Source organism: Mesorhizobium sp. M1348 (assembly GCF_040317925.1).
GTDB lineage: Bacteria > Pseudomonadota > Alphaproteobacteria > Rhizobiales > Rhizobiaceae > Mesorhizobium.
In genome coordinates, this window is the sequence record NZ_JAMYLH010000040.1 from 1 (window position 1) to 18,040 (window position 18,040).

General features: G+C 66.2%; 17 protein-coding genes and 1 riboswitch. Of the genes, 1 reads left to right on the forward strand and 16 read right to left on the reverse strand.

The window, feature by feature from the left end; translation table 11 throughout:
• Positions 1-59 precede the first annotated feature (59 nt).
• From NKH13_RS32470 to cbiE, 8 genes are read right to left on the reverse strand one after another with little or no spacing between them, the layout of a single operon-like run.
• Positions 60-581 (reverse strand): hypothetical protein, encoded by a 522-nt coding sequence (locus NKH13_RS32470; RefSeq protein WP_352916917.1) that lies wholly within the window; start codon positions 579-581, stop codon positions 60-62.
• Positions 582-597: 16 nt separating this feature from the next.
• Entirely contained in the window at positions 598-1,608 is a 1,011-nt protein-coding gene (gene cobT / locus NKH13_RS32475) for a nicotinate-nucleotide--dimethylbenzimidazole phosphoribosyltransferase (protein ID WP_352916919.1), read from the reverse strand.
• A 24-nt stretch (positions 1,609-1,632) separates the two neighbouring features.
• Complete coding sequence (cobS, locus tag NKH13_RS32480) at positions 1,633-2,406, reverse strand: adenosylcobinamide-GDP ribazoletransferase (protein WP_352916921.1); 774 nt, start codon at positions 2,404-2,406, stop codon at positions 1,633-1,635.
• Positions 2,407-2,409: 3 nt separating this feature from the next.
• On the reverse strand, positions 2,410-3,780 hold the full coding sequence (locus tag NKH13_RS32485) for a cobyrinic acid a,c-diamide synthase CobB (RefSeq protein ID WP_352916923.1): 1,371 nt from the start codon (positions 3,778-3,780) through the stop codon (positions 2,410-2,412).
• Positions 3,777-4,583, reverse strand: coding sequence for a uroporphyrinogen-III C-methyltransferase (cobA, locus tag NKH13_RS32490; protein WP_352916925.1), 807 nt, complete (start codon positions 4,581-4,583; stop codon positions 3,777-3,779). The genes NKH13_RS32485 and cobA overlap by 4 nt, the downstream gene beginning before the upstream one ends.
• A complete protein-coding gene (cobM, locus tag NKH13_RS32495; RefSeq protein WP_352916926.1) occupies positions 4,580-5,344 on the reverse strand; it encodes a precorrin-4 C(11)-methyltransferase in 765 nt (254 codons plus the stop codon). The genes cobA and cobM overlap by 4 nt, the downstream gene beginning before the upstream one ends.
• Positions 5,341-5,721 (reverse strand): cobalamin biosynthesis protein, encoded by a 381-nt coding sequence (locus NKH13_RS32500; protein WP_292664838.1) that lies wholly within the window; start codon positions 5,719-5,721, stop codon positions 5,341-5,343. Before NKH13_RS32500 ends, cobM begins: the two co-directional genes overlap by 4 nt.
• Positions 5,718-6,959, reverse strand: a complete 1,242-nt coding sequence (gene cbiE / locus NKH13_RS32505) for a precorrin-6y C5,15-methyltransferase (decarboxylating) subunit CbiE (protein ID WP_352916928.1) — start codon at positions 6,957-6,959, stop codon at positions 5,718-5,720. The genes NKH13_RS32500 and cbiE overlap by 4 nt, the downstream gene beginning before the upstream one ends.
• A gap of 1 nt (position 6,960) precedes the next feature.
• Between cbiE and NKH13_RS32510 the strand changes: the two genes are divergently transcribed.
• Positions 6,961-7,743 (forward strand): cobalt-precorrin-6A reductase, encoded by a 783-nt coding sequence (locus NKH13_RS32510; RefSeq protein ID WP_352916930.1) that lies wholly within the window; start codon positions 6,961-6,963, stop codon positions 7,741-7,743.
• Here NKH13_RS32510 and NKH13_RS32515 read toward each other — a convergent pair.
• The 8 genes from NKH13_RS32515 to NKH13_RS32550 form a co-directional block, all read right to left on the reverse strand.
• Complete coding sequence (locus NKH13_RS32515; RefSeq protein ID WP_352916932.1) at positions 7,707-8,471, reverse strand: precorrin-3B C(17)-methyltransferase; 765 nt, start codon at positions 8,469-8,471, stop codon at positions 7,707-7,709. The two genes, NKH13_RS32510 and NKH13_RS32515, sit on opposite strands and share 37 nt — an antisense overlap.
• On the reverse strand, positions 8,468-9,226 hold the full coding sequence (locus tag NKH13_RS32520) for a precorrin-2 C(20)-methyltransferase (protein ID WP_352916933.1): 759 nt from the start codon (positions 9,224-9,226) through the stop codon (positions 8,468-8,470). The genes NKH13_RS32515 and NKH13_RS32520 overlap by 4 nt, the downstream gene beginning before the upstream one ends.
• Positions 9,223-9,870, reverse strand: coding sequence for a precorrin-8X methylmutase (locus tag NKH13_RS32525; RefSeq protein WP_502914317.1), 648 nt, complete (start codon positions 9,868-9,870; stop codon positions 9,223-9,225). Before NKH13_RS32525 ends, NKH13_RS32520 begins: the two co-directional genes overlap by 4 nt.
• The gene (gene cobG / locus NKH13_RS32530; protein ID WP_352916937.1) at positions 9,867-11,333 is read right to left on the reverse strand and encodes a precorrin-3B synthase; all 1,467 of its coding nucleotides are present in this window, start codon (positions 11,331-11,333) and stop codon (positions 9,867-9,869) included. The genes NKH13_RS32525 and cobG overlap by 4 nt, the downstream gene beginning before the upstream one ends.
• Entirely contained in the window at positions 11,330-14,986 is a 3,657-nt protein-coding gene (locus NKH13_RS32535) for a cobaltochelatase subunit CobN (protein ID WP_352916939.1), read from the reverse strand. The genes cobG and NKH13_RS32535 overlap by 4 nt, the downstream gene beginning before the upstream one ends.
• A 19-nt stretch (positions 14,987-15,005) precedes the next feature.
• Positions 15,006-16,046: a cobalamin biosynthesis protein CobW gene (cobW, locus tag NKH13_RS32540; RefSeq protein ID WP_352718927.1), complete on the reverse strand. Its 1,041-nt coding sequence runs from the start codon at positions 16,044-16,046 to the stop codon at positions 15,006-15,008.
• Positions 16,043-16,477, reverse strand: a complete 435-nt coding sequence (locus NKH13_RS32545; RefSeq protein WP_352916941.1) for a DUF1636 family protein — start codon at positions 16,475-16,477, stop codon at positions 16,043-16,045. Before NKH13_RS32545 ends, cobW begins: the two co-directional genes overlap by 4 nt.
• A gap of 38 nt (positions 16,478-16,515) precedes the next feature.
• Positions 16,516-16,719: riboswitch (cobalamin riboswitch) on the reverse strand.
• Positions 16,720-16,748: 29 nt separating this feature from the next.
• Complete coding sequence (locus NKH13_RS32550; RefSeq protein WP_352916943.1) at positions 16,749-17,948, reverse strand: winged helix-turn-helix domain-containing protein; 1,200 nt, start codon at positions 17,946-17,948, stop codon at positions 16,749-16,751.
• Positions 17,949-18,040: the final 92 nt, after the last annotated feature.

The window sequence follows — 18,040 nt, forward strand, 5'->3', positions numbered from 1 at the left end:
CGAGTTCAGTCATTCCTCGACAATATGCGCGATCTGTCAAACGACGCAACGATCGCTTTTCACCCATCTCCCTCATTCCCATTTATGGGTTCACGACCTAGAACCTCGTGGCCAAAAGCGTCTTCCATGATGCCCCTAAAGCTGAGGTCACGAAGAAAATAATCGTGTGACGGTCTATCCAGTCCCATGGAACTCCACAGTCTCCACGTGTGTGCTTTTAACTCCTTGTAATTCGTAAATTTTCTCATCTCGGGGGTGAGGCGCGTGGGCAGATCAGCGTAGCCGGTCTCTTCTCTCCACTCCTCAGCCGCGTTGCGAAAATCCTCAAAAATCCGGACGGTTTCTGGATCCGCGGGTTCCTTGGAAAAGTAGGAAATCCGCTTTTGAGAAATCATCTCGCATAGCTCCTCGACCGAATGGCCTGATCGTTCAGCCCAATCCTCCGTGGCCAACATCCATGGTGAACTGTATGTGAGCCCGGCAAAGGCCCCAGCCTTCCGATCGAAATCGCGGACAATTCGCGCATAGACTTCGCGAATGCCCTGCTTCGGGTCACGAAAAGGATATGGCGGTTCATTCATCGCAGCCGTCTGGTCCTTACTTCTCCGAAACCCCAGCCTCGGCAAAACTTGCCATGCGGGCATGGCACTCCAATGCCGAGCGGACCATGTTGACCGCCAGGCAGGCGCCGGAGCCTTCGCCGAGACGCATGCCGAGATCGAGCAGGGGCGGCAGGCCGAGCGCCTCCAACAGGCGGCGATGGCCCGATTCGGCCGAGACATGGGCTGCCAGTGTGTGCGCGAGGCCGGCCGGATGCAATCTCGCCAATGGTGCCGCGGCGGCGGTGCAGACGAAGCCGTCGAGCAGCACCGGCACGCCGAGATGGCGCGCCGCCAGTGTTGCGCCCAAGATCGCCGCAAGCTCGCGCCCGCCGAGGGCTGCCGCTATCTTCAGGGGGTCGGCTAGCGCCGGGGCGTGGCGCTTCAGGCCGGCCTCGATGGCGACGATCTTGCGCACGAGGCCGGCGTCGTCGACGCCGGTGCCACGCCCTGTCCATCGCTCCGCGCCGCCGCCGAACAGCGCGGTTGAGATGGCCGCCGCCGGCGTGGTGTTGCCGATGCCCATTTCGCCGAAGCAGACAAGGTCGAGATCCCTGCTGATCGCGTCGTAGCCTGCCGAGACGGCGGCGAGGAAGGCTTCGTCGTCCATCGCCGGCTCTTGCGTGAAGTCGCCGGTCGGACGGTCGAGGTCGAGCGGGATGACGTCGAGTTCGGCGCCGGCGATGCGGGCAAGCTGGTTGATGGCGGCGCCGCCGCCGGCGAAATTTGCCACCATCTGCACTGTGACCTCCGAGGGGAAGGCCGACACGCCTTGCGCGGTAACGCCGTGATTGCCGGCAAAGACGAAGACCTTGACGCGGTCGAGCTTTGGCATGTCGCGGCCCTGCCAGCGCGCCAGCCAGGCGGCTATTGTCTCCAGCCGGCCGAGGCTGCCTTGCGGCTTGGTCAGCGTGTCCTGGCGGCGGGCGACGGCATTTGCCGCGGTGTCGCTGCCGTTGGGCAGATCGAGGCAGGCGGCGCGTAGTTCATCGAACGATTTGAAAGGCATGGGGGCAAATTCTCCAAAACAGAGTCAGGATAGGGAAACGGAAGCGGCGAGCAGGATTGCGATCTCGCCCAGCTGCTGGAGGGCGCCGACGGTGTCGCCGGTCTGGCCGCCGATCTGGTTGATGCACAGCGCGCGGAAGGCGGCAAACAAGAGCGCAAGCAGGATGAGCGCGAAGATGGCAGCGCTGACCCCAAGCGCCAACAGCGCGATCGCACCGAGCACAGCACCGGCTGTAGCGGTTTCGGCCGTGACTGTGCCTGCTTCGGCCGAGAGGCCGTCGCTGCGAGCCGGCGGTAGCAGGTGCATGAAGGCGCCGAGCAGGCCGCGCGAAGCCGCTTGCGCGGCAATGAGGGCCCAGAAGACATGAGCCGGGCCGGCGAATCCAGAGAGCACGCTCCAGCGGATCAGCAGCGAGATGCCGAGCGCGCAGGCGCCGTAGGCACCGATGCGGCTGTCGCGCATGATCTCCAGTTTCCTGTCGCGCGTCTTGCCGCCGCCAAAGCCGTCGGCGACATCCGAAAGCCCGTCTTCATGCAGGCAGCCGGTGGCAAGCAAGATTGTGGCAAGGGTCAACGCTGCAGCAGGACCCTCGGCAAGGCCGAGCCTCGTTCCGACGGCGTAGACCAGCGCACCGGCCAGAGCGACGGCGAGACCGGCAACGGGTGCTGCCCAGATCGCAGCGGCAAGGCTGCGGCCACGGAAGTCGGCTCTCGACAGCGGCAGCCGGGTGAAAAAGACGAGGCAAAGCGCGATGTCGTCGAGAAACTGCCGTTGCGAGGGGATCTGGAGTTTGAGCATGACCTATTCCGAAAACCGGCTACCACTTTTCGCTAACGCGGACCTTCGGTTCGGGATCATGCTCTCGCCCCTCGCAATGGCATGGAAGAAGGTTCCGCTGACATTGCCGCGCCGGTAGCCCGAAGCGCCGAGAGGATTGCCTTGTCCGTCGGCGAGATCGGCCAGCGGCTCGTCATTGCCGGTCGCAACCATCTGCGCGTAGTGGAATTCATGGCCGCGGATCAGCGTGCCTTGGCTGCCGAGCGGACACCCGGACCGCAGCCGTGCCTCGCGGTAGCCGAGGTTCATCTTGCGCTTGGCGAAACTGGTCGAATGGCCTAGCAGGCCGAGCATCCGATGCGTCTCGCCCGACGCGTCCTCGAGCGCCTCGCCGAGCACCATGAAGCCGCCGCACTCGCCATGCACCGGTCGCGTGGCGGCGAACCTCGCCATGCCCGCCCTGAAATTCACGGCGGCGGCGAGGCGGCCGGCATGAAGTTCGGGATAGCCGCCGGGCAGCCAGCAGACATCGCAATTGTCGCCAGGCGCTTCATCGGCGAGCGGCGAGAATGGGACAATCTCGGCGCCGGCCTTGCGCCAATGCGCGGCGACATGCGGATAGAGGAAGGTAAAGGCCGCGTCCTCGGCCAGCGCAATGCGCTGGCCTGGCGGCGGCAGCGCGTCGCCGAAGTTGCCGGGCGCTGGCGTGAAAGGGGCCGCCAGCGCCATGATCGCGTCGAGGTCGAGCGAGCGCTCGACCATGTCGGCCAGCCTATCGAGATGCGCCATCAGATTCTCATATTCGCCGGCCTGGACGAGGCCGAGATGACGCTCGGGCAGGTTGAGCGAGGGATCGCGCAGGATGGCGCCGACGACAGGCAGGCCGAGTGCTTCGATGGCATCGCCACAAAGCCGGCGGTGGCGCTCGCTGCCCAGCCGGTTGAGCACGATACCGGCCATGCGCACATCCGGATCGTAGGTGGCAAATCCCTTGGTGACGGCCGCTGCCGTGGTCGATTGACCGGAGACATCGAGCACAAGTAGCACCGGCAGGCCGTAGAGCCGGGCAAGGTCGGCAGCCGAGCCGGAACGGCCTGGAGCAGCCGGGATCCCGTCGAACAGGCCCATGGCGCTTTCGAGGAAGATAAAATCGGCACCTTCGGTCGCTTCGCCGGCCAGCGCGTTGAGCAGGGCGGGCGGCATTGCCCAGCTGTCGAGATTGATGCCGGACAAGCCCGTGGCGGCGGTGTGGAAGCCGGGATCGATATAGTCCGGGCCGGATTTGGCGCCGCGCACTTTCAGGCCGCGCCGGGCAAGCGCGCGCAAAATGCCGATGGTGACGCTGGTCTTGCCCGAGCCCGAGCGCGGCGCGCCGATGATGATGGCGCGGGTCATGCCTCACCCGCCAGTGCCGCGCGCATCCCGACGATGCCGCCAACGACGATCAGCGCCGGCGAGGTCAGACCGGCTGCGGCCGTTTCTTCGGCAATGGTAGCGAGCGTGGCGACGACGATCCGTTCCTGCGGCGTCGTTGCGGCAACGATGACGGCGGCGGGCGTCGAAGATGGCAGGCCGCCCTCGAGCAGCGAAGCGACGATCAGCGGCAGATTGGCCATGCCCATATAGATGACCACCGGCTGGCCGGTGCGGGCGATGGCGGCCCAGTCGAGATCGTCATCGGTGCCGGCGGCGTGACCGGTTGCCAGGATCAGCGCCTTGTTGATGCCGCGCATGGTGCCGGGAATGCCGGTTGCGGCCAGCGCGCTGAGGCTGGACGTCAGGCCGGGCAGGATGCGGAACGGGATAGTTTCCCCGGCCAGCGCCAGCGCCTCTTCGCCGCCACGCCCGAATATATAGGGGTCGCCGCCCTTCAGCCTGACGACGCGCCGGCCCTCGCGCGCCAGCCGGACCAGCAGAGCGGTGATGTCGTCCTGCTTCATCGACGGCTTGCCGCCGCGCTTGCCGGCGTAGAACAGCTCCGCGCCCTCCGCGACGGCGACGACTTCCGGCGAGACCAGCGCGTCATAAACCAGCGCATCGCACTGTCCGAGGGCGGCCAGCACTTCCAGCGTCAGGCAGCCGGGATCGCCAGGGCCGGCGCCGGCCAACCAGACATGCCCGGGCTCAAGCTGGCGCGGCTTGAAGTTCAGCCGGGTGAGCGCCTGCTCGACTGTAGTGTTTCTATTGCTGCCGCTCACAATCCGTCCCGTCCGCGAAAGCGCCGCTGGTAGTGCGCGTCGTAAAGTGAACTTTCGCTAAAATCTTCCGCCGCCAGCGAGCGGCCGACGAAGATGATCGCCGTGCGTTCCATTGGATCGGCGCCTAGCTGCGCCTCAATGGTGGCCAGCGTGCCTGTCAGCACGCGCTCGTCCGGCCAGGAGGCGCGGAAGACAACGGCGACCGGACAGTCAACGCCGTAGTAGGGCGTCAGCTCTGCGACGACGCGGTCGATGGCGTGGATGGCGAGATGGATGGCCAGCGTGGCGCCGGTGCGGCCGAAGCCGGCCAGCGTTTCGCCGGGCGGCATCTTTGACGCGCGGCCGGAGATGCGGGTCAGCACCAGGCTTTGCGCGACTTCCGGAATGGTCAGCTCGCGGCGCAGCGCGGCGGCCGCGGCGGCAAAAGACGGCACGCCTGGCGTCAGCGTGTAAGGGATGCCGTGCTTTTCCAGCCGGCGGATCTGTTCGGCAACGGCGCTCCACACCGAAAGGTCGCCGGAATGCAGGCGAGCGACGTCATGGCCGGCCGCGTGGGCGGCCAGATATTCGGCCTCGATCTCGTCGAGCGACATCGGCGCGGTGTCGATCAACCGCGTCCCGGGCGCGCAGTGCTGCAACAGCTCCGGCGCGACGATCGATCCGGCATAGAGGCAGACGGGACAACTGCCGAGCAGGCGGCTGCCGCGCAAGGTGATGAGGTCGGCAGCACCTGGACCGGCGCCGATGAAATGGACGGTCATGCCGCATCTCCGCTGATGGCGATGGCGCAGGTGACAGCACCGAGCACGGTGCGCGGCCCGAGCAGTTTTGCGCCTTTGCCGGCGGCGGCAAGCGCCGAGGCTTCGGAAACAGACGGCGTGCCGGCATGCTCCTGCGATAGGTCGGAGTGGCTGGTCGTAGACGCAGCTTTGAGTTCGGCCTGCTCGACAACGATTACCGGAAGGCGGAGTTCGCGTCCGGCGGCGAAGATTGCCGCTTCATCCTGCTTGAGAGACGCGGTCGCGAGGGCCGAAAGCGCGGGCAGGGCAAGCCCGTGCGCTTCCAGGGCGGTTTCTACCGCAGCAAGCACGTCCCGCGCGCTGACGCCTTTGCGGCTGCCGATGCCCGCGACCATCATGGCTTGACCCAGCTCCATTGGGTGACCGGCATAGCTGGCCGCCACGCCTGCATTGAACCGACCGGCGAAGCACGGGATACCGCGATGCGGGTGAGCTCGCCGCCGAACGCAGTCTGACGGGAAAGCAGCAGCGCCTCCATCTCCAGCGTCACCGCGTTGGCGACGAGGCGGCCGCCGACAGGTAAGGCATCGAGGGCTCTTTCCAGCACGCCGGCATCGCTGCCGCCGCCGCCGATGAAGATCGCGGCCGGCGTTTCCAGTCCGGCAAGAGCTTGCGGTGCCGAACCTTCGACGACGGCGAGACCGGGAACGCCGCAGGCCGCGGCGTTGCGTCCGATGCGCGCGGCGCGGGCCGGATCGACCTCAATGGCGATGGCGCGCATGGAAGGATGGGCCAGCATCCATTCGATACCGATGGAGCCCGACCCGGCGCCGATGTCCCACAGCAGTTCGCCGCGCCTTGGCGCGAGAGCGGACAGGGTGACGGCGCGCACTTCGCGCTTTGTGATCTGGCCGTCATGCTCGAACAAATGATCGGCAAGTCCCGCTGTCAGCGGCAGGATGCGTGCTTGCGGAGTCGATTCAACTTCGATCGCGAGCACGTTGAGCGGATTGATCTTTGCGAGGTCGAAGGTGCCGGCGCTCGCTGAGCGCAGCCTTTCGTTCGAGCCGCCGAGCGCCTCCAGAACGGTCAGCTGCGAGGCGCCGAAGCCGAGCTCTGTCAGCAGACCGGCAATCGCTCCCGGTGCATCGCTGTCCGAGGTCAGTGCGAGAATGCGGGTGCAAGGATGCAGCAACGGCCGGATCAGGTCGAGCGAGCGGCCATGCAACGAAATGGTCTCGACGTCCTGCAGCGCCCAGCCCAGGCGTGAGGCGGCCAGCGAAAAGGCCGAGGGCGCGGGGATCACCCGCATATCCTCTGCCGCGACCTTGCGGGCGAGGGTGACGCCGACACCGTGGTAGAAGGGATCGCCGGAGGCCAGCACGCAGACGCGTCTGCCGGAGAGCGCCAGCACGTCGCGCAGCTCGGCATCGAAAGGCGTCGGCCAGGCGCGCGCTTCACCTTTGGCGAGCGACGCGACGAGGGCAAGGTGGCGCTTGCCGCCGAAGACGAATTCGGCCTCCGCGATCAACCGCTTGGCCTCGTCGCCGAGACCCGCTACACCGTCCTCGCCGATGCCGATGATCGTGAGCCACTTTGAGGTGAGCTTGGCGCCGCGCGGACCTTCAGCAGGCATGATGACCTACCGCATTCTGATCCTCGGCGGAACCACCGAAGCCCGGCAATTGGCCGGAAAGCTGGCCGTGCGCGCGGATATTTCGGTCATGCTGTCGCTGGCCGGCCGCACCGAAAGCCCGGTCGCGCAAGGGGTGCCGGTGCGGGTCGGCGGCTTCGGCGGTGCCGACGGGCTGTCGGCATATCTCCGCCAGAACCAGATCGACCTGCTGATTGACGCCACGCATCCCTATGCGGCGCAAATCTCCGCCAATGCTGCGGAAGCGGCGCGCATGACCGGCGTGACTATCGTTGCGCTCAGGCGTCCGGGCTGGGACCCAGCCGAAGGTGACCACTGGATGTTGGTCGATAGTGTTAACAGCGCGGTGACGGCTCTGGGATCGGTGCCGCGCCGCGTGTTCCTGGCGCTCGGGCGGCAGGAGGTCGCCGCCTTCGAGGCAGCTCCCCAGCATCATTATCTCATCCGCAGTGTCGACCCGGTCGAGCCCAGGCTCGCTGTGCCCGACGCGACCTATCTCTTGGCGCGCGGGCCGTTTCATGAGGTCGATGAGCGCGCGCTGCTCGAAAGCCGTGGCATCGAAGTCGTTGTTTCCAAAAACAGCGGCGGCGAGGCGACCTACGGCAAGATCGCGGCGGCGCGAGCGCTGGGAATCGAGGTTGTGATGATCCGCAGGCCGGCGCTGCCGGACGTCGCGTCGACCGAAACGATCGAATCTCTTGCCGCGATGGTCGATCATTTTCTGGTCAGTCATGTTCTTGGGCCCGCTGCCGAACGCGGCGTGTAGACCAGCGCCGCCTTGTCACCCCGCTTGATGATCCTGGTTTCAGACGAGCCGATGATGATGCAGCTCGCCATGTCGGCCTTCTCGGCATCGGCGTCGGCCAGTAGAAAAACCTCGATGCGCTCGTCAGGGCGGCCGGCGGCACGGCCAAAGATCACCGGCGTGGTGCCGGGCAGGATCGCCGACAGGCATTCGAAGGCGCGGCCAAGCTGCCAGGGACGTGCCTTGCTGATCGGATTGTAGAGCGCGATGACGAAGCCGGCGCCCGCCGCAGCAAGCAGGCGTAGCTCGATCAGGTCCCACGGCTTCAGATTGTCGGACAGCGAGATGGCGCAGAAATCATGGCCGAGCGGCGCGCCGATGCGGGCGGCGACGGCGAGCATGGCGGTGATGCCGGGCACGATAGAGATGTCGACCGCGCGCCATTCGAGTGGGCCCGCCTCTATCGCCTCGCAGACGGCTGCCGCCATGGCGAAGACGCCGGGATCGCCGCCGGATACGACGGCGACATCGTGGCCTTCCGCGGCCTTCAGCAGCGCGTCCCTGGAGCGGGCGAGTTCCTCGCGATTGTCGGAGGCGATGCGGGTCTGGTCCGCGCGCAGGTCGAGCCGGTCGAGATAAGGCTTGTAGCCGTAGAAGAATTTCGCCTCGGCAACGGCGCGGCTGGCTTCCGGCGTCACCTGGTCGGCGTTGCCTGGCCCCAGGCCGATGACGGTCAGGCGGCCGCTCATGCTTCGGCTCTCAATGCATTTGGCCGGCCCGACCAGCCGGCCACCAGCACGATGGCGAAATAGGGCGCCTGGTCGTCGTTTTTGTCGGCAAGCCGCATCGAGACGCCGCCCGGCATGGTGCCGCGCTCGACATAGATGGCCCGCGCCAGCTTGTCGGTTGCCTCCAGCGCGCGCCTGATCTTGGGCAGGTTGCGTCCGACCTTCATGATCACCGCAGCGTCGGTATCGGCGAGGCGACGCGTCAGCTCGAATTCACTCATCGTGCCCGGCAGCACTGTCAGCACATCGTCGCCCTGGACGATCGGCAGGCCGGTCGCCGACCAGCAGCCGGACATGGCGGTGACGCCGGGAATGACTTCGGTCGGAAAGCGGTGCGCCAGCCGGACATGCAGATGCATATAGGAGCCGTAGAAAAGCGGATCGCCCTCCGACAGTACCGCGACCATCCTGCCGGCGCTGAGGTGCTCGGCGACCTTTTCGGCCGACTGCTCGTAGAAATCCGTTATCTGCGACCGGTAGTCGCGGTGATCCTTGTCGATTTCGGTCGTCACCGGATAGAGCAGCGGCAGTTCAATCAAATCGGGGCGAAAATGCGCGCCGACGATCGCGCGCGCGTTGCTGTTGTTGCCGCGCTTGGCGAAATGCGCGACGACATCGGCCTCGGCCAGCGCGCGCACTGCCTTCAGCGTCAATAGTTCCGGGTCGCCAGGACCGGTGCCGACGCCGACCAGCCTGCCTTTTGCAATCGCATTCATAGGCCCGGCCTTGCCAACGCATTAAGGGCGGCGGCGGTCATGGCGCTGCCGCCCAGCCGGCCGCGCACGATGGCGTAAGGCACGCCATAGGAATTTTCGGCCAGCGCATCCTTCGATTCAGCGGCGCCGACAAACCCAACCGGCATGCCGACGATCGCCGCCGGCTTTGGCGCGCCGTCGCGCAGCTTTTCCAGCAGATAGAAAAGGGCTGTCGGCGCATTGCCGATGGCGACGACCGAACCGGCCATTCGCTCGCCCCACAGGTCGATGGCGGCGGCCGAGCGGGTGTTGCCGATCTTTTTCGCGATGTCGGCGGTCTGCGGATCGCGCAGCGTACAGATTACCTCGTTGCCGGCCGGAAGCCGGGCGCGCGTGACGCCATGCGAGACCATCTGCGCGTCGCAGAAGATCGGCGCGCCGGCCCCCAACGCCGTGCGCGCGGCGGCGACGAAGTCGCTCGAGAAAACGAAGTGCCGCGCAGCCTCGACCTGGCCGCAGGCGTGGATCATGCGGATGGCGATGTCGGCCTCGGCTTCGGAAAAGCGCGACAGGTCGGCCTCGGCGCGGATAATGGCGAAGGAGCGCTCGTAGATCGCCGTGCCATCATGGATGTAGTCGTAGGCGTTCTGGGCGGGCATGCTCATTCCTGTCGGTAGATTTCGGTGATGCCGTCCGCGCCGAGCCTTGCCAGGCAAGCAGCAGCAGTTTCGCCGGGATGTCGTGCGCTGCGGATCGCCGCTGCAATGCGGCCGATGCCGTGCGCAGCGTCGTAGCCCGGCCTGTATCCGGCGGGCAATGCCTTTGCCGTCCCGTCCACGACAAGTCCGGCTCCGTTTTCGCCGCCGACCAGGGTCAGCGCCGCCGGGCCGGGACGGGCGCAGCCCTTGGCGCAGCCGGAGATGTGCAGCGTTAGCGAGGAATCGAGGATGTCGCGGTTTTCTGTAGCGATGATCTCGGCGATGTCGCGGGTGGCGATCCGGCCGGAGGCGCAGGCGGGTGCGCCGGGGCAGGCGGCGATCCTGGTGCGCGGATCGGCTGCGTCGGTGACAAAGCCGACGGTTGCGGCGGTTTTCTGGAGTGAAAGACATGCGGCTTGGGAGAGGCCGAGTAAAAGCAGCGCGCGACCCGGCGCCAGGCGGATTTCGGCGGCGCCGAGGGTGAGGGCCTCTTGCGTCAGGTCGATGAGCTTTTGCGCTGGTATGCTGCCGAAGGGGAGGCCGATACCGAGGGCGGTTCCGGTGGTGGCTAGGTTAAAAACTCCGATGGGCTGGCGTTCCGTCGCACCCCCCTCTGTCCTGCCGGACATCTCCCCCTCAAGGGGGGAGATTGCGCTTTGATCTCTATTTTCGGCAATGTCCGACGCTGCGGAGGAAGAGCCAACGACAAAACCGCCGATCTCCCCCCTTGAGGGGGAGATGTCCGGCAGGACAGAGGGGGGTAAAACGCGCCAACTTGCCAGAGATCCCAACTGTCTCTCGGTCAAATCCCGCGCATGGGCATCGCGGCCCTTTTCGGCAACCATCCTGAGAATGGCGACGGCGATGTCACAAGCCGCATCTTCCTCGGACATCGCCAGCGGCGTGGCACCCTGCGCATCCCCGGCGAGCGATACCCGCCACTTAATTCCGTCGGCGGTCCGCATCGCAGCCAGCCTGACATCGGCCGTAACCGCATCCATCGTCAGCCGTCCGCCACCATCGACAATCACTGAAACCTTTGGGCCGAGGCGCTGCGCCAAGCCGGCTCCATCAATTGCCGCCCGAATCCGCTCCGCCATCGGGCGCGGGTCGGCTATCTCCTCCGGGTCGAGCCCGGCCAGCGGGCCGGTCTCGACCGGCACGCCGGTGCGAACGGCAATACCCAGCGCATCGACCTCCATCGCCAGAAGCCGCGCGCTTGCCGGCATCAGGCCGCGTATCTGCAGGCTGCCGCGGGCGGTCACTTCCACGATGCCGTTGCCATGGCGCAAGGCGGATTCGCAGAGTCCGATCAACGACTTCGGCAACAGCCCTCCAGCGACCGGATTGAGCCGCACCAGCAGCCCGTCGCCGGTTTGCATCGGTGCCGATAAAGCGGGGCAGGCGCCACGGCGCGAGAAAGCGTTCATGCCGCCACCCCCAGCGCTTGTGCTTCGGCAATTAGTGCGGCGAGATCGTCATCGATCGAATTGCGCAGCGGATGCCAGAGACCGCGCCGCCGGGCCGAGAGAAAACGCTCGGCGATGACTTTTGCGGCTGAAGGGTTTTCGCGCAGGATGAAGGCGCGGACCACGGGGTCGCCGAGATAGGCGTCGTGCACGGCCTCGATCAGCGTGCCTGATATGGCATGGGTAGTCTCGGCAAAGCCGACCAGCCGATCAACTGTCTCGGCGAATTCCGAAGCACCGCGCGGCCCGTGGCGCATCTGGCCGGCGATGAAGCGCGGATTGACGGCGCGCGCCCGCACGACCCGGGATACGGCCTCGCCAACCGAGCGCGGCTTCGGCTTTTGCGGGTCCGTGGTGTCGAGCACGATCACGTCGGCGTTTTTGCCGAGCGTGGCAAGCGCTGCCGAAAAGCCGCCGATAAAGGCGACGTCGGCCGAGCCTTCGAGGATGTCGCGGCCGGGGTCGTCGCCGGTATGAACCAGAAGGTCGGCCTCAGCGATGCGGCCCTCAAAAGCGCCGGGCGCCGAAACGCCTTCGCCCTCGGAGCCGCCATAGGCGTGCGAGGTGGCGTCGAGGTAGGCGCGGCCGATCTCTTCGCGCGCGGCCCAGTCGCCGCTCGACAACAAATCCTCGACACCGGCGCCGTAGGTGCCGGGTGAGGTGCCGAAAATGCGCGGGCTGATCTTCCCGTCTGCACGCGTCCTCGCCGCCAGCGGGTTTTCGCAAGCGTCCTCGTCGCGGGCGGCGACGGTGTTGGCCGCGGCGTCGATCAGCGCGATCTGGGTCGGGAACATGTCGCGGAACAGGCCTGATATGCGCCATGTAACGTCGACGCGCGGGCGGCCGAGCGTTGCCGGCGGCAGCACCTCGATGCCGGTGATGCGGCCGGTGGCGGAATCCCATTGCGGCCGGCAGCCCATCAGCGCCAGGCCTTGCGCGATCTCCTCGCCGCCGGTGCGCAGCGAGGCCGAGCCCCAGAGGTCGATGACCAGCGAGCGCGGCCAGTCGCCATGCGATTGCATGTAGCTGCGCAAGACCTCGTCGGCGGCCGCCCTGCCGAGATCGAAGGATGTCGGCGTCGGCATGGTGCGCGGGTCGGCGGTGAACAGATTGCGGCCGGTCGGCAGCACATCGCGCCGGCCACGCGCTGGTGCACCGGCCGGACCGGCAGCGACATGCCGGCCGTCGAGGGCGGCAAGCAGTGCGGTTTTTTCAGCTGCTGCGCTTTGCCGCCGTACCGGATCAGCCTCGCCTTCCGGCGAGCGACCGTAGATATGCAGGCCGTCCTTGATGGCGAAATCCTTGAGATCGCAGAGCCAGGCGTCGACGCGGCGCAGCGCTTCGTCGGGAGCGTCGGTTTGGGCAACCCCGGCGTCCGAGGCGAGGCCCGTCTTTTCCGCCGTCTCGACGATCAGCTTTGCCAGGCGGTCGCGGCGGCGGCGGTCGAGCCCGTCGGCCTGGGCATATTCGTCGACCAGTCGTTCAAGCCTATGCTGGTTTTCGTCAAGCCCGGCGCCGGTCAGCGGCGGCGGCAGATGGCCAAGGGTGACGGCAGCAATGCGCCGCTTGGCCTGTGCTGCCTCGCCGGGGTTGGAGACGATGAACGGATAAATGACGGGCAGGGCGCCGGTGACGATTTCGGGAAAGCAGTTTTCGCTGAGCGCGACGGTCTTGCCGGGCAGCCATTCCAGCGTGCCGTGGGCGCCGACATGGACGATTGCATGGATGCCGAGCGACTTGCGCAGCCAAAGGCCAAAGGCGACCAGCGCATGGCGCGGCGGCAGCGTCGGGTCGTGATAGTCGGCGCGGCGGTCGGCTGAGCGCCCGCGGTCAGGGGCGAGTGCCACGGTGACGTTGCCGAAGGTGGCTGCGCGGAAGGGGAATTTTGCGGCGGCAGGCGCTTGAACACCCCCCTCTGTCCTGCCGGACATCTCCCCCTCAAGGGGGGAGATTGCGCTGTTGTCTCTGCTTTCGCCAATTACCGAGGGCGTTAAGGGAGAGCCGGCGGCGAAACCGCCGATCTCCCCCCTTGAGGGGGAGATGTCCGGCAGGACAGAGGGGGGTGCCTCGCACAAACTTGTGTCATCTTCCGCATTCCCCCATGCGGCCGTCACGGCAGCTATCGCCTCAGCAGGCAATTCCGCCGAGTACTTGAGATAGTCCTCAAACCCCAACCCTTCACCTCCACGCTCCAGCATCTCCAGCAACTTGCGCGGCGTTTGCGGAATCCCTTCAACGGCGTAGCCCTGTTCGCTGAGGTCATGCAGCATCGCCAGCACGCTGGACGGCACGTCGAGGCCAACCGCATAGCCGGTGCGGCCGGGGGCGCTCGGATAGTCGGGGATCAGGATGGCGAGCTTGCGTTCCGCGCGGGGCGTCCGCTGCAGGCGCACGAAGGCCTCGACACGGTTCGCCACTTGCGCCACGCGGTCGGGCTCAGGCCGGTTGGCGAAGGCGCGGAAGGCCAATGCGGGATCGGTTTCGCTTTCGCCCTTGAATGAAATAGCGCCGGCCAGGATGCGGCCGTCGAGCTCGGGCAGGACGACATGCATGGCAAGGTCGGCGGGCGCCAGGCCGCGCTGATTGTTTTGCCAGATGTCGCGGCGGGTGGTCGCGACGATGACCTGGAACACTGGCACGCCGGCGCGGTCGAACAGGGTTTCGACGCCAGGCTCGGCACCCGAGGCGAAAGCTGTGGCGGTGATGATGGCGGCAGGCTTCAGGGTTGCAAGCGCGGTTTCGACAAAGGCGAGCGATGCCGGGTCCTTGAGGCTGGAGACGAAGATAGGGACCGGCGCTATGCCGCGCGCGCTCAGCGCTTCGAAAAGCGCATCGATGGGCGCCACGTCGGCAGCGAGCAGCATCGAGCGGTAGAACAGGATTGGCACGACGTCCCCCTCCCCCTCGAGGGGAGGGTGGCCCAAAGGGCCGGGTGGGGTCGTTGCGGCAGTGCTCGACGTTTTTTTCTGTCGGCGCGCTTCAGAGTGTTGGCGCGCGTCGGAGAGGACCCCACCCCCGGCCTGCGGCCGGACCCTCCCCTCGAGGGGGAGGGGGAGGACACCGCGTCCCGGCTCGTAAAATCCCGCCTTTGGCACGCTGACTGGTTCAGCGACCGCCACACCCGATCCGGCGAGACTTGCCAACCTCTGCACCAGCGCCGTCATATTCGCCGGTCCGCCCTCGCGGAAATAGCCAAGCAGGCCGTCCAACTCCTCGCGCGGCAGCGTCGAGCCTTCGATCAGCCGCAAATCCTCGTCGTGGCTCTCGCCGGGCAGCAGCGCCAGCTTGATACCGCGATTTCGCGCGATAACGGCGAGCTGGTCGCAGCCATAGCGCCACCACTCATAGCCGCCGAGGATGCGGACCAGAATGACCTTGGCGTGGCGGGCGACGCTGTCGATCCACAGGTCGACGGACATCGGATGGCGCAGGTCGCGCAAGGCGGCGAGCCGCATCGACGGCAGGCGGTGCGCATCTGCCTTCCACGCCGCCGCCAGCCCGGCCAGGTCGCTGTCGGTGAAGGACAGGGCCACGACATCCGCAGGCGTTTGCCTGAGATCGACAGGCTCGGCGAGATCGTCGAGCGAGGCGGATGTGGTGGTGAGGATGTGCATCGCGGCTCGTTACCTGGGGTCAGCCGGCGAGGATACGCTCGATCGCCGGGCGGTTCAGCCCTTTCAGGCCGATGACGACAAGGCGCGAGCGGCGGTCGTCTTCAGCGGTCCAGGCGCGATCGTAATAGTGATTGACGCGCGGACCGACGGCCTGCAGCAGGAGCCGCATCGGCTTGCCGCCGACTTCGACGAAACCTTTGACGCGCAACACGTTTTCTTCCTCCGCCGCCGTGGCGACGCGTAGTGCCAGCTCGTCCGGGTTGGACACGGACGCGATGTCGATGACGAACGAGTCAAAGTCGTCATGTTCGTGGTCGAGCTCGTCGTCGTGATGGGTCTTGCGGTTCTCGATGTCGTCCTCGACGGCGAGGCCGAGGCCGAGCAGCACCGACGGATCGACCTTGCCTTGCGAAGTCGGCACGATCTTCACCGCCCGCGCAACGTGCTTGCCGATGACGGCATTGGCACGGGCCAAGCCGGCTGCGTCCATCAGGTCGCTCTTCGACAGGATGATCAGGTCGGCGCAAGCGAGCTGGTCCTCGAATACTTCCTCGACCGGATCGTCGTGTTCGAGCGTCTCGTCCTGCGCGCGCTGCGCCTGCAGGGCATCCATGTCGTTGGCGACGCGGCCATCAGCCAGCGCCGGCCCGTCGACGACGGCGATGACGCCATCGACCGTGACACGGCTTTTCACCGACGGCCACTGGAAGGCCTGGACCAGCGGCTTGGGCAGGGCCAGCCCGGACGTCTCGATCAGGATATGGTCGACCCTCGGCGTCAGCGACAGGATCTGGTCGAGCGCCGGAACGAAATCGTCGGCCACTGTGCAGCAGATGCAGCCATTGGCCAGTTCGACGATGTTTTCCTCGGGGCAGGTGTCAATGCCGCAGCCCTTCAGGATCTCGCCGTCGATGCCGATGTCGCCGAACTCGTTGACGATGATGGCCAGGCGCTTGCCTTTGGCGTTTTCGAGCAAATGGCGGATCAACGTCGTCTTGCCGGCGCCGAGAAAGCCGGTGACGACGGTGCAGGGAACGCGCGAAAGGGAGGCAGCGGTCATATCGAGTCCTTCAAAAGGTCAAGGGGAGGGATGCGGGCAACCAGGCCGCGCTTCAGGCAATCGGGACGGCCGCGCCATGGAATGAGCCCATCCGTCGAGGTGGCGAACAGCTTTGCGCCGGTCACGAGATCGGCGCCGCTGGTCGCAGTCAGGTCGCCGAAGACGTAACTCCAGCAGCCGTCGCGCAGTATGGCGGCGCTGAGCCGGCGCTTGCAATTGCCGAGGCATTCGACGGTGCGGATTTTGATGTTTTCGCTGGAAGCGGCGCGGCGCGTGTCCTCGGCGAGCAGTTCGCCGGCGCGGGGATGAGCGTCCGAACCGGTCTCGTCACGGCAGGACGAGCAGACGATGACGGTAACTCCGGCCGGGGAATCACCATGGCCGGACAATAAATCCGCTGTCTCAGCCGAAAAACTGCTGTCGCGTTCCAAATCAGGCTCCTTGCCCGGAAAACCCGCCAGGCGATCGGATTCATTTGTCCTAGACGGCAGGTCTCCTGGCTCGCGGGTCATCGCCTGAGTGCCGCCTTCCCGGGAATATCCCAGTGGTTTTCGGCCGAGGCTCGTCGCTTACAGTTGCGGGGACAGCCGCGGATTTGAAATTGAGATTTCGCACCGCATTCCCTCTTGGCCCTTGCCGTTGCGGGCAGGGGACCGTCTGGAACGGATTTAGGCTTGTGAAGGCAGTCGTGTCAACGCACGTCTATGACGCGGCGATATCTGCGAGCGGCTGGCCAAGGTCGCCGGCAGCTGTCACCTCGATGCGCTCAAGCCCGAGCCAACCCTGCATCAGCTTCAATTCCTCGAAGAGTTCGGCAGCGGTTTGTGGCGGGGCGCCGGGCTCCGCATATGCGGCATGGACGCGCAATACGCCGGCCGGGCGGTCGGCCCTGAGGTCGACGCGCCCGACGATGCTGTCGCCGAGCAGGAACGGCAGCACATAATAGCCATACCGGCGCTTTTCGGCCGGCGTATAGATCTCGATGCGGTAGTGGAAGTCGAATAACCGCTCGGTGCGCGACCGCTCGAAGACGACGGGATCGAACGGCGCGAGCAAGGCGCGCGCCTCGATCCTGCGCGGCAAACGGGCGTTCTTGTGGAGATAGGCCGGCTTGTTCCAGCCTTCGACGCTCACCGGTAACAGGTCGCCGGCCTCGACCAGCTCCTCGATGCGACCCTTGATATCGGCGGGCGAGAGGCGGAAATAGTCGCGCAGATCGCCTGCCGTGGCGACGCCGTGGGCGCGGGCGGAGATACGCAGCAATTCGCGGTGGGCGTCCTCGGAGGATGGCACTGGCAAAGCGAGTACCGCTGGCGGCAGTACGTGCTCCGGCAGATCGTAGAACCGCTCGAAGCCGCGGCGATACGCGGTGGTGATGCGGCCGGCCCAGAACAGCCATTCGAAGGCATGCTTGGCATGGCTCCAGCCCCACCAGCCGCCCGAACCCTTCTGGCCTTCGAAAGCCGAAGCCGCGATCGGGCCTCGTTCGGCGACCTCGCGATAGATGTCTTCGATATAGGCGGCGTGCTCGCGGCCCCATTTGGCCAGTCCGCTGTACATTTCGTCGCCGCGCTCGGCCCGCTGCATGCGCCAGCGCATCAGCGGATAGGTCTCGACCGGCAAGAAGGAGGCTTCGTGCGCCCAATATTCGAAGACCATGCGCTTGCGCGTTGCGGCGGCGGCGTCGAGCAGCGCAAGCTTGTAGGGGCCAAGCCGCGAATAGAGCGGCATATAGTGGGCGCGCACCACGGCGCTGACGGAATCGATCTGCAGCAGGCCGGTACGGGCAAGCACGCGGGCCAGATGCCTGCGGTCGGGCGTACCGGCGGGGCGGGGGTCATTGAATCCCTGTGCCGCCAGCGCGATGCGACGGGCCATGCGAAGCGAGATTTTTTCTTTCATCAAGGGGTATCCTGATGATGTTGGACACAGCAGAGAATCTGCGATTTCCGCGCCATGCTAGCAGGGTTTTGGCGGCATCCATGTCAGGAGAG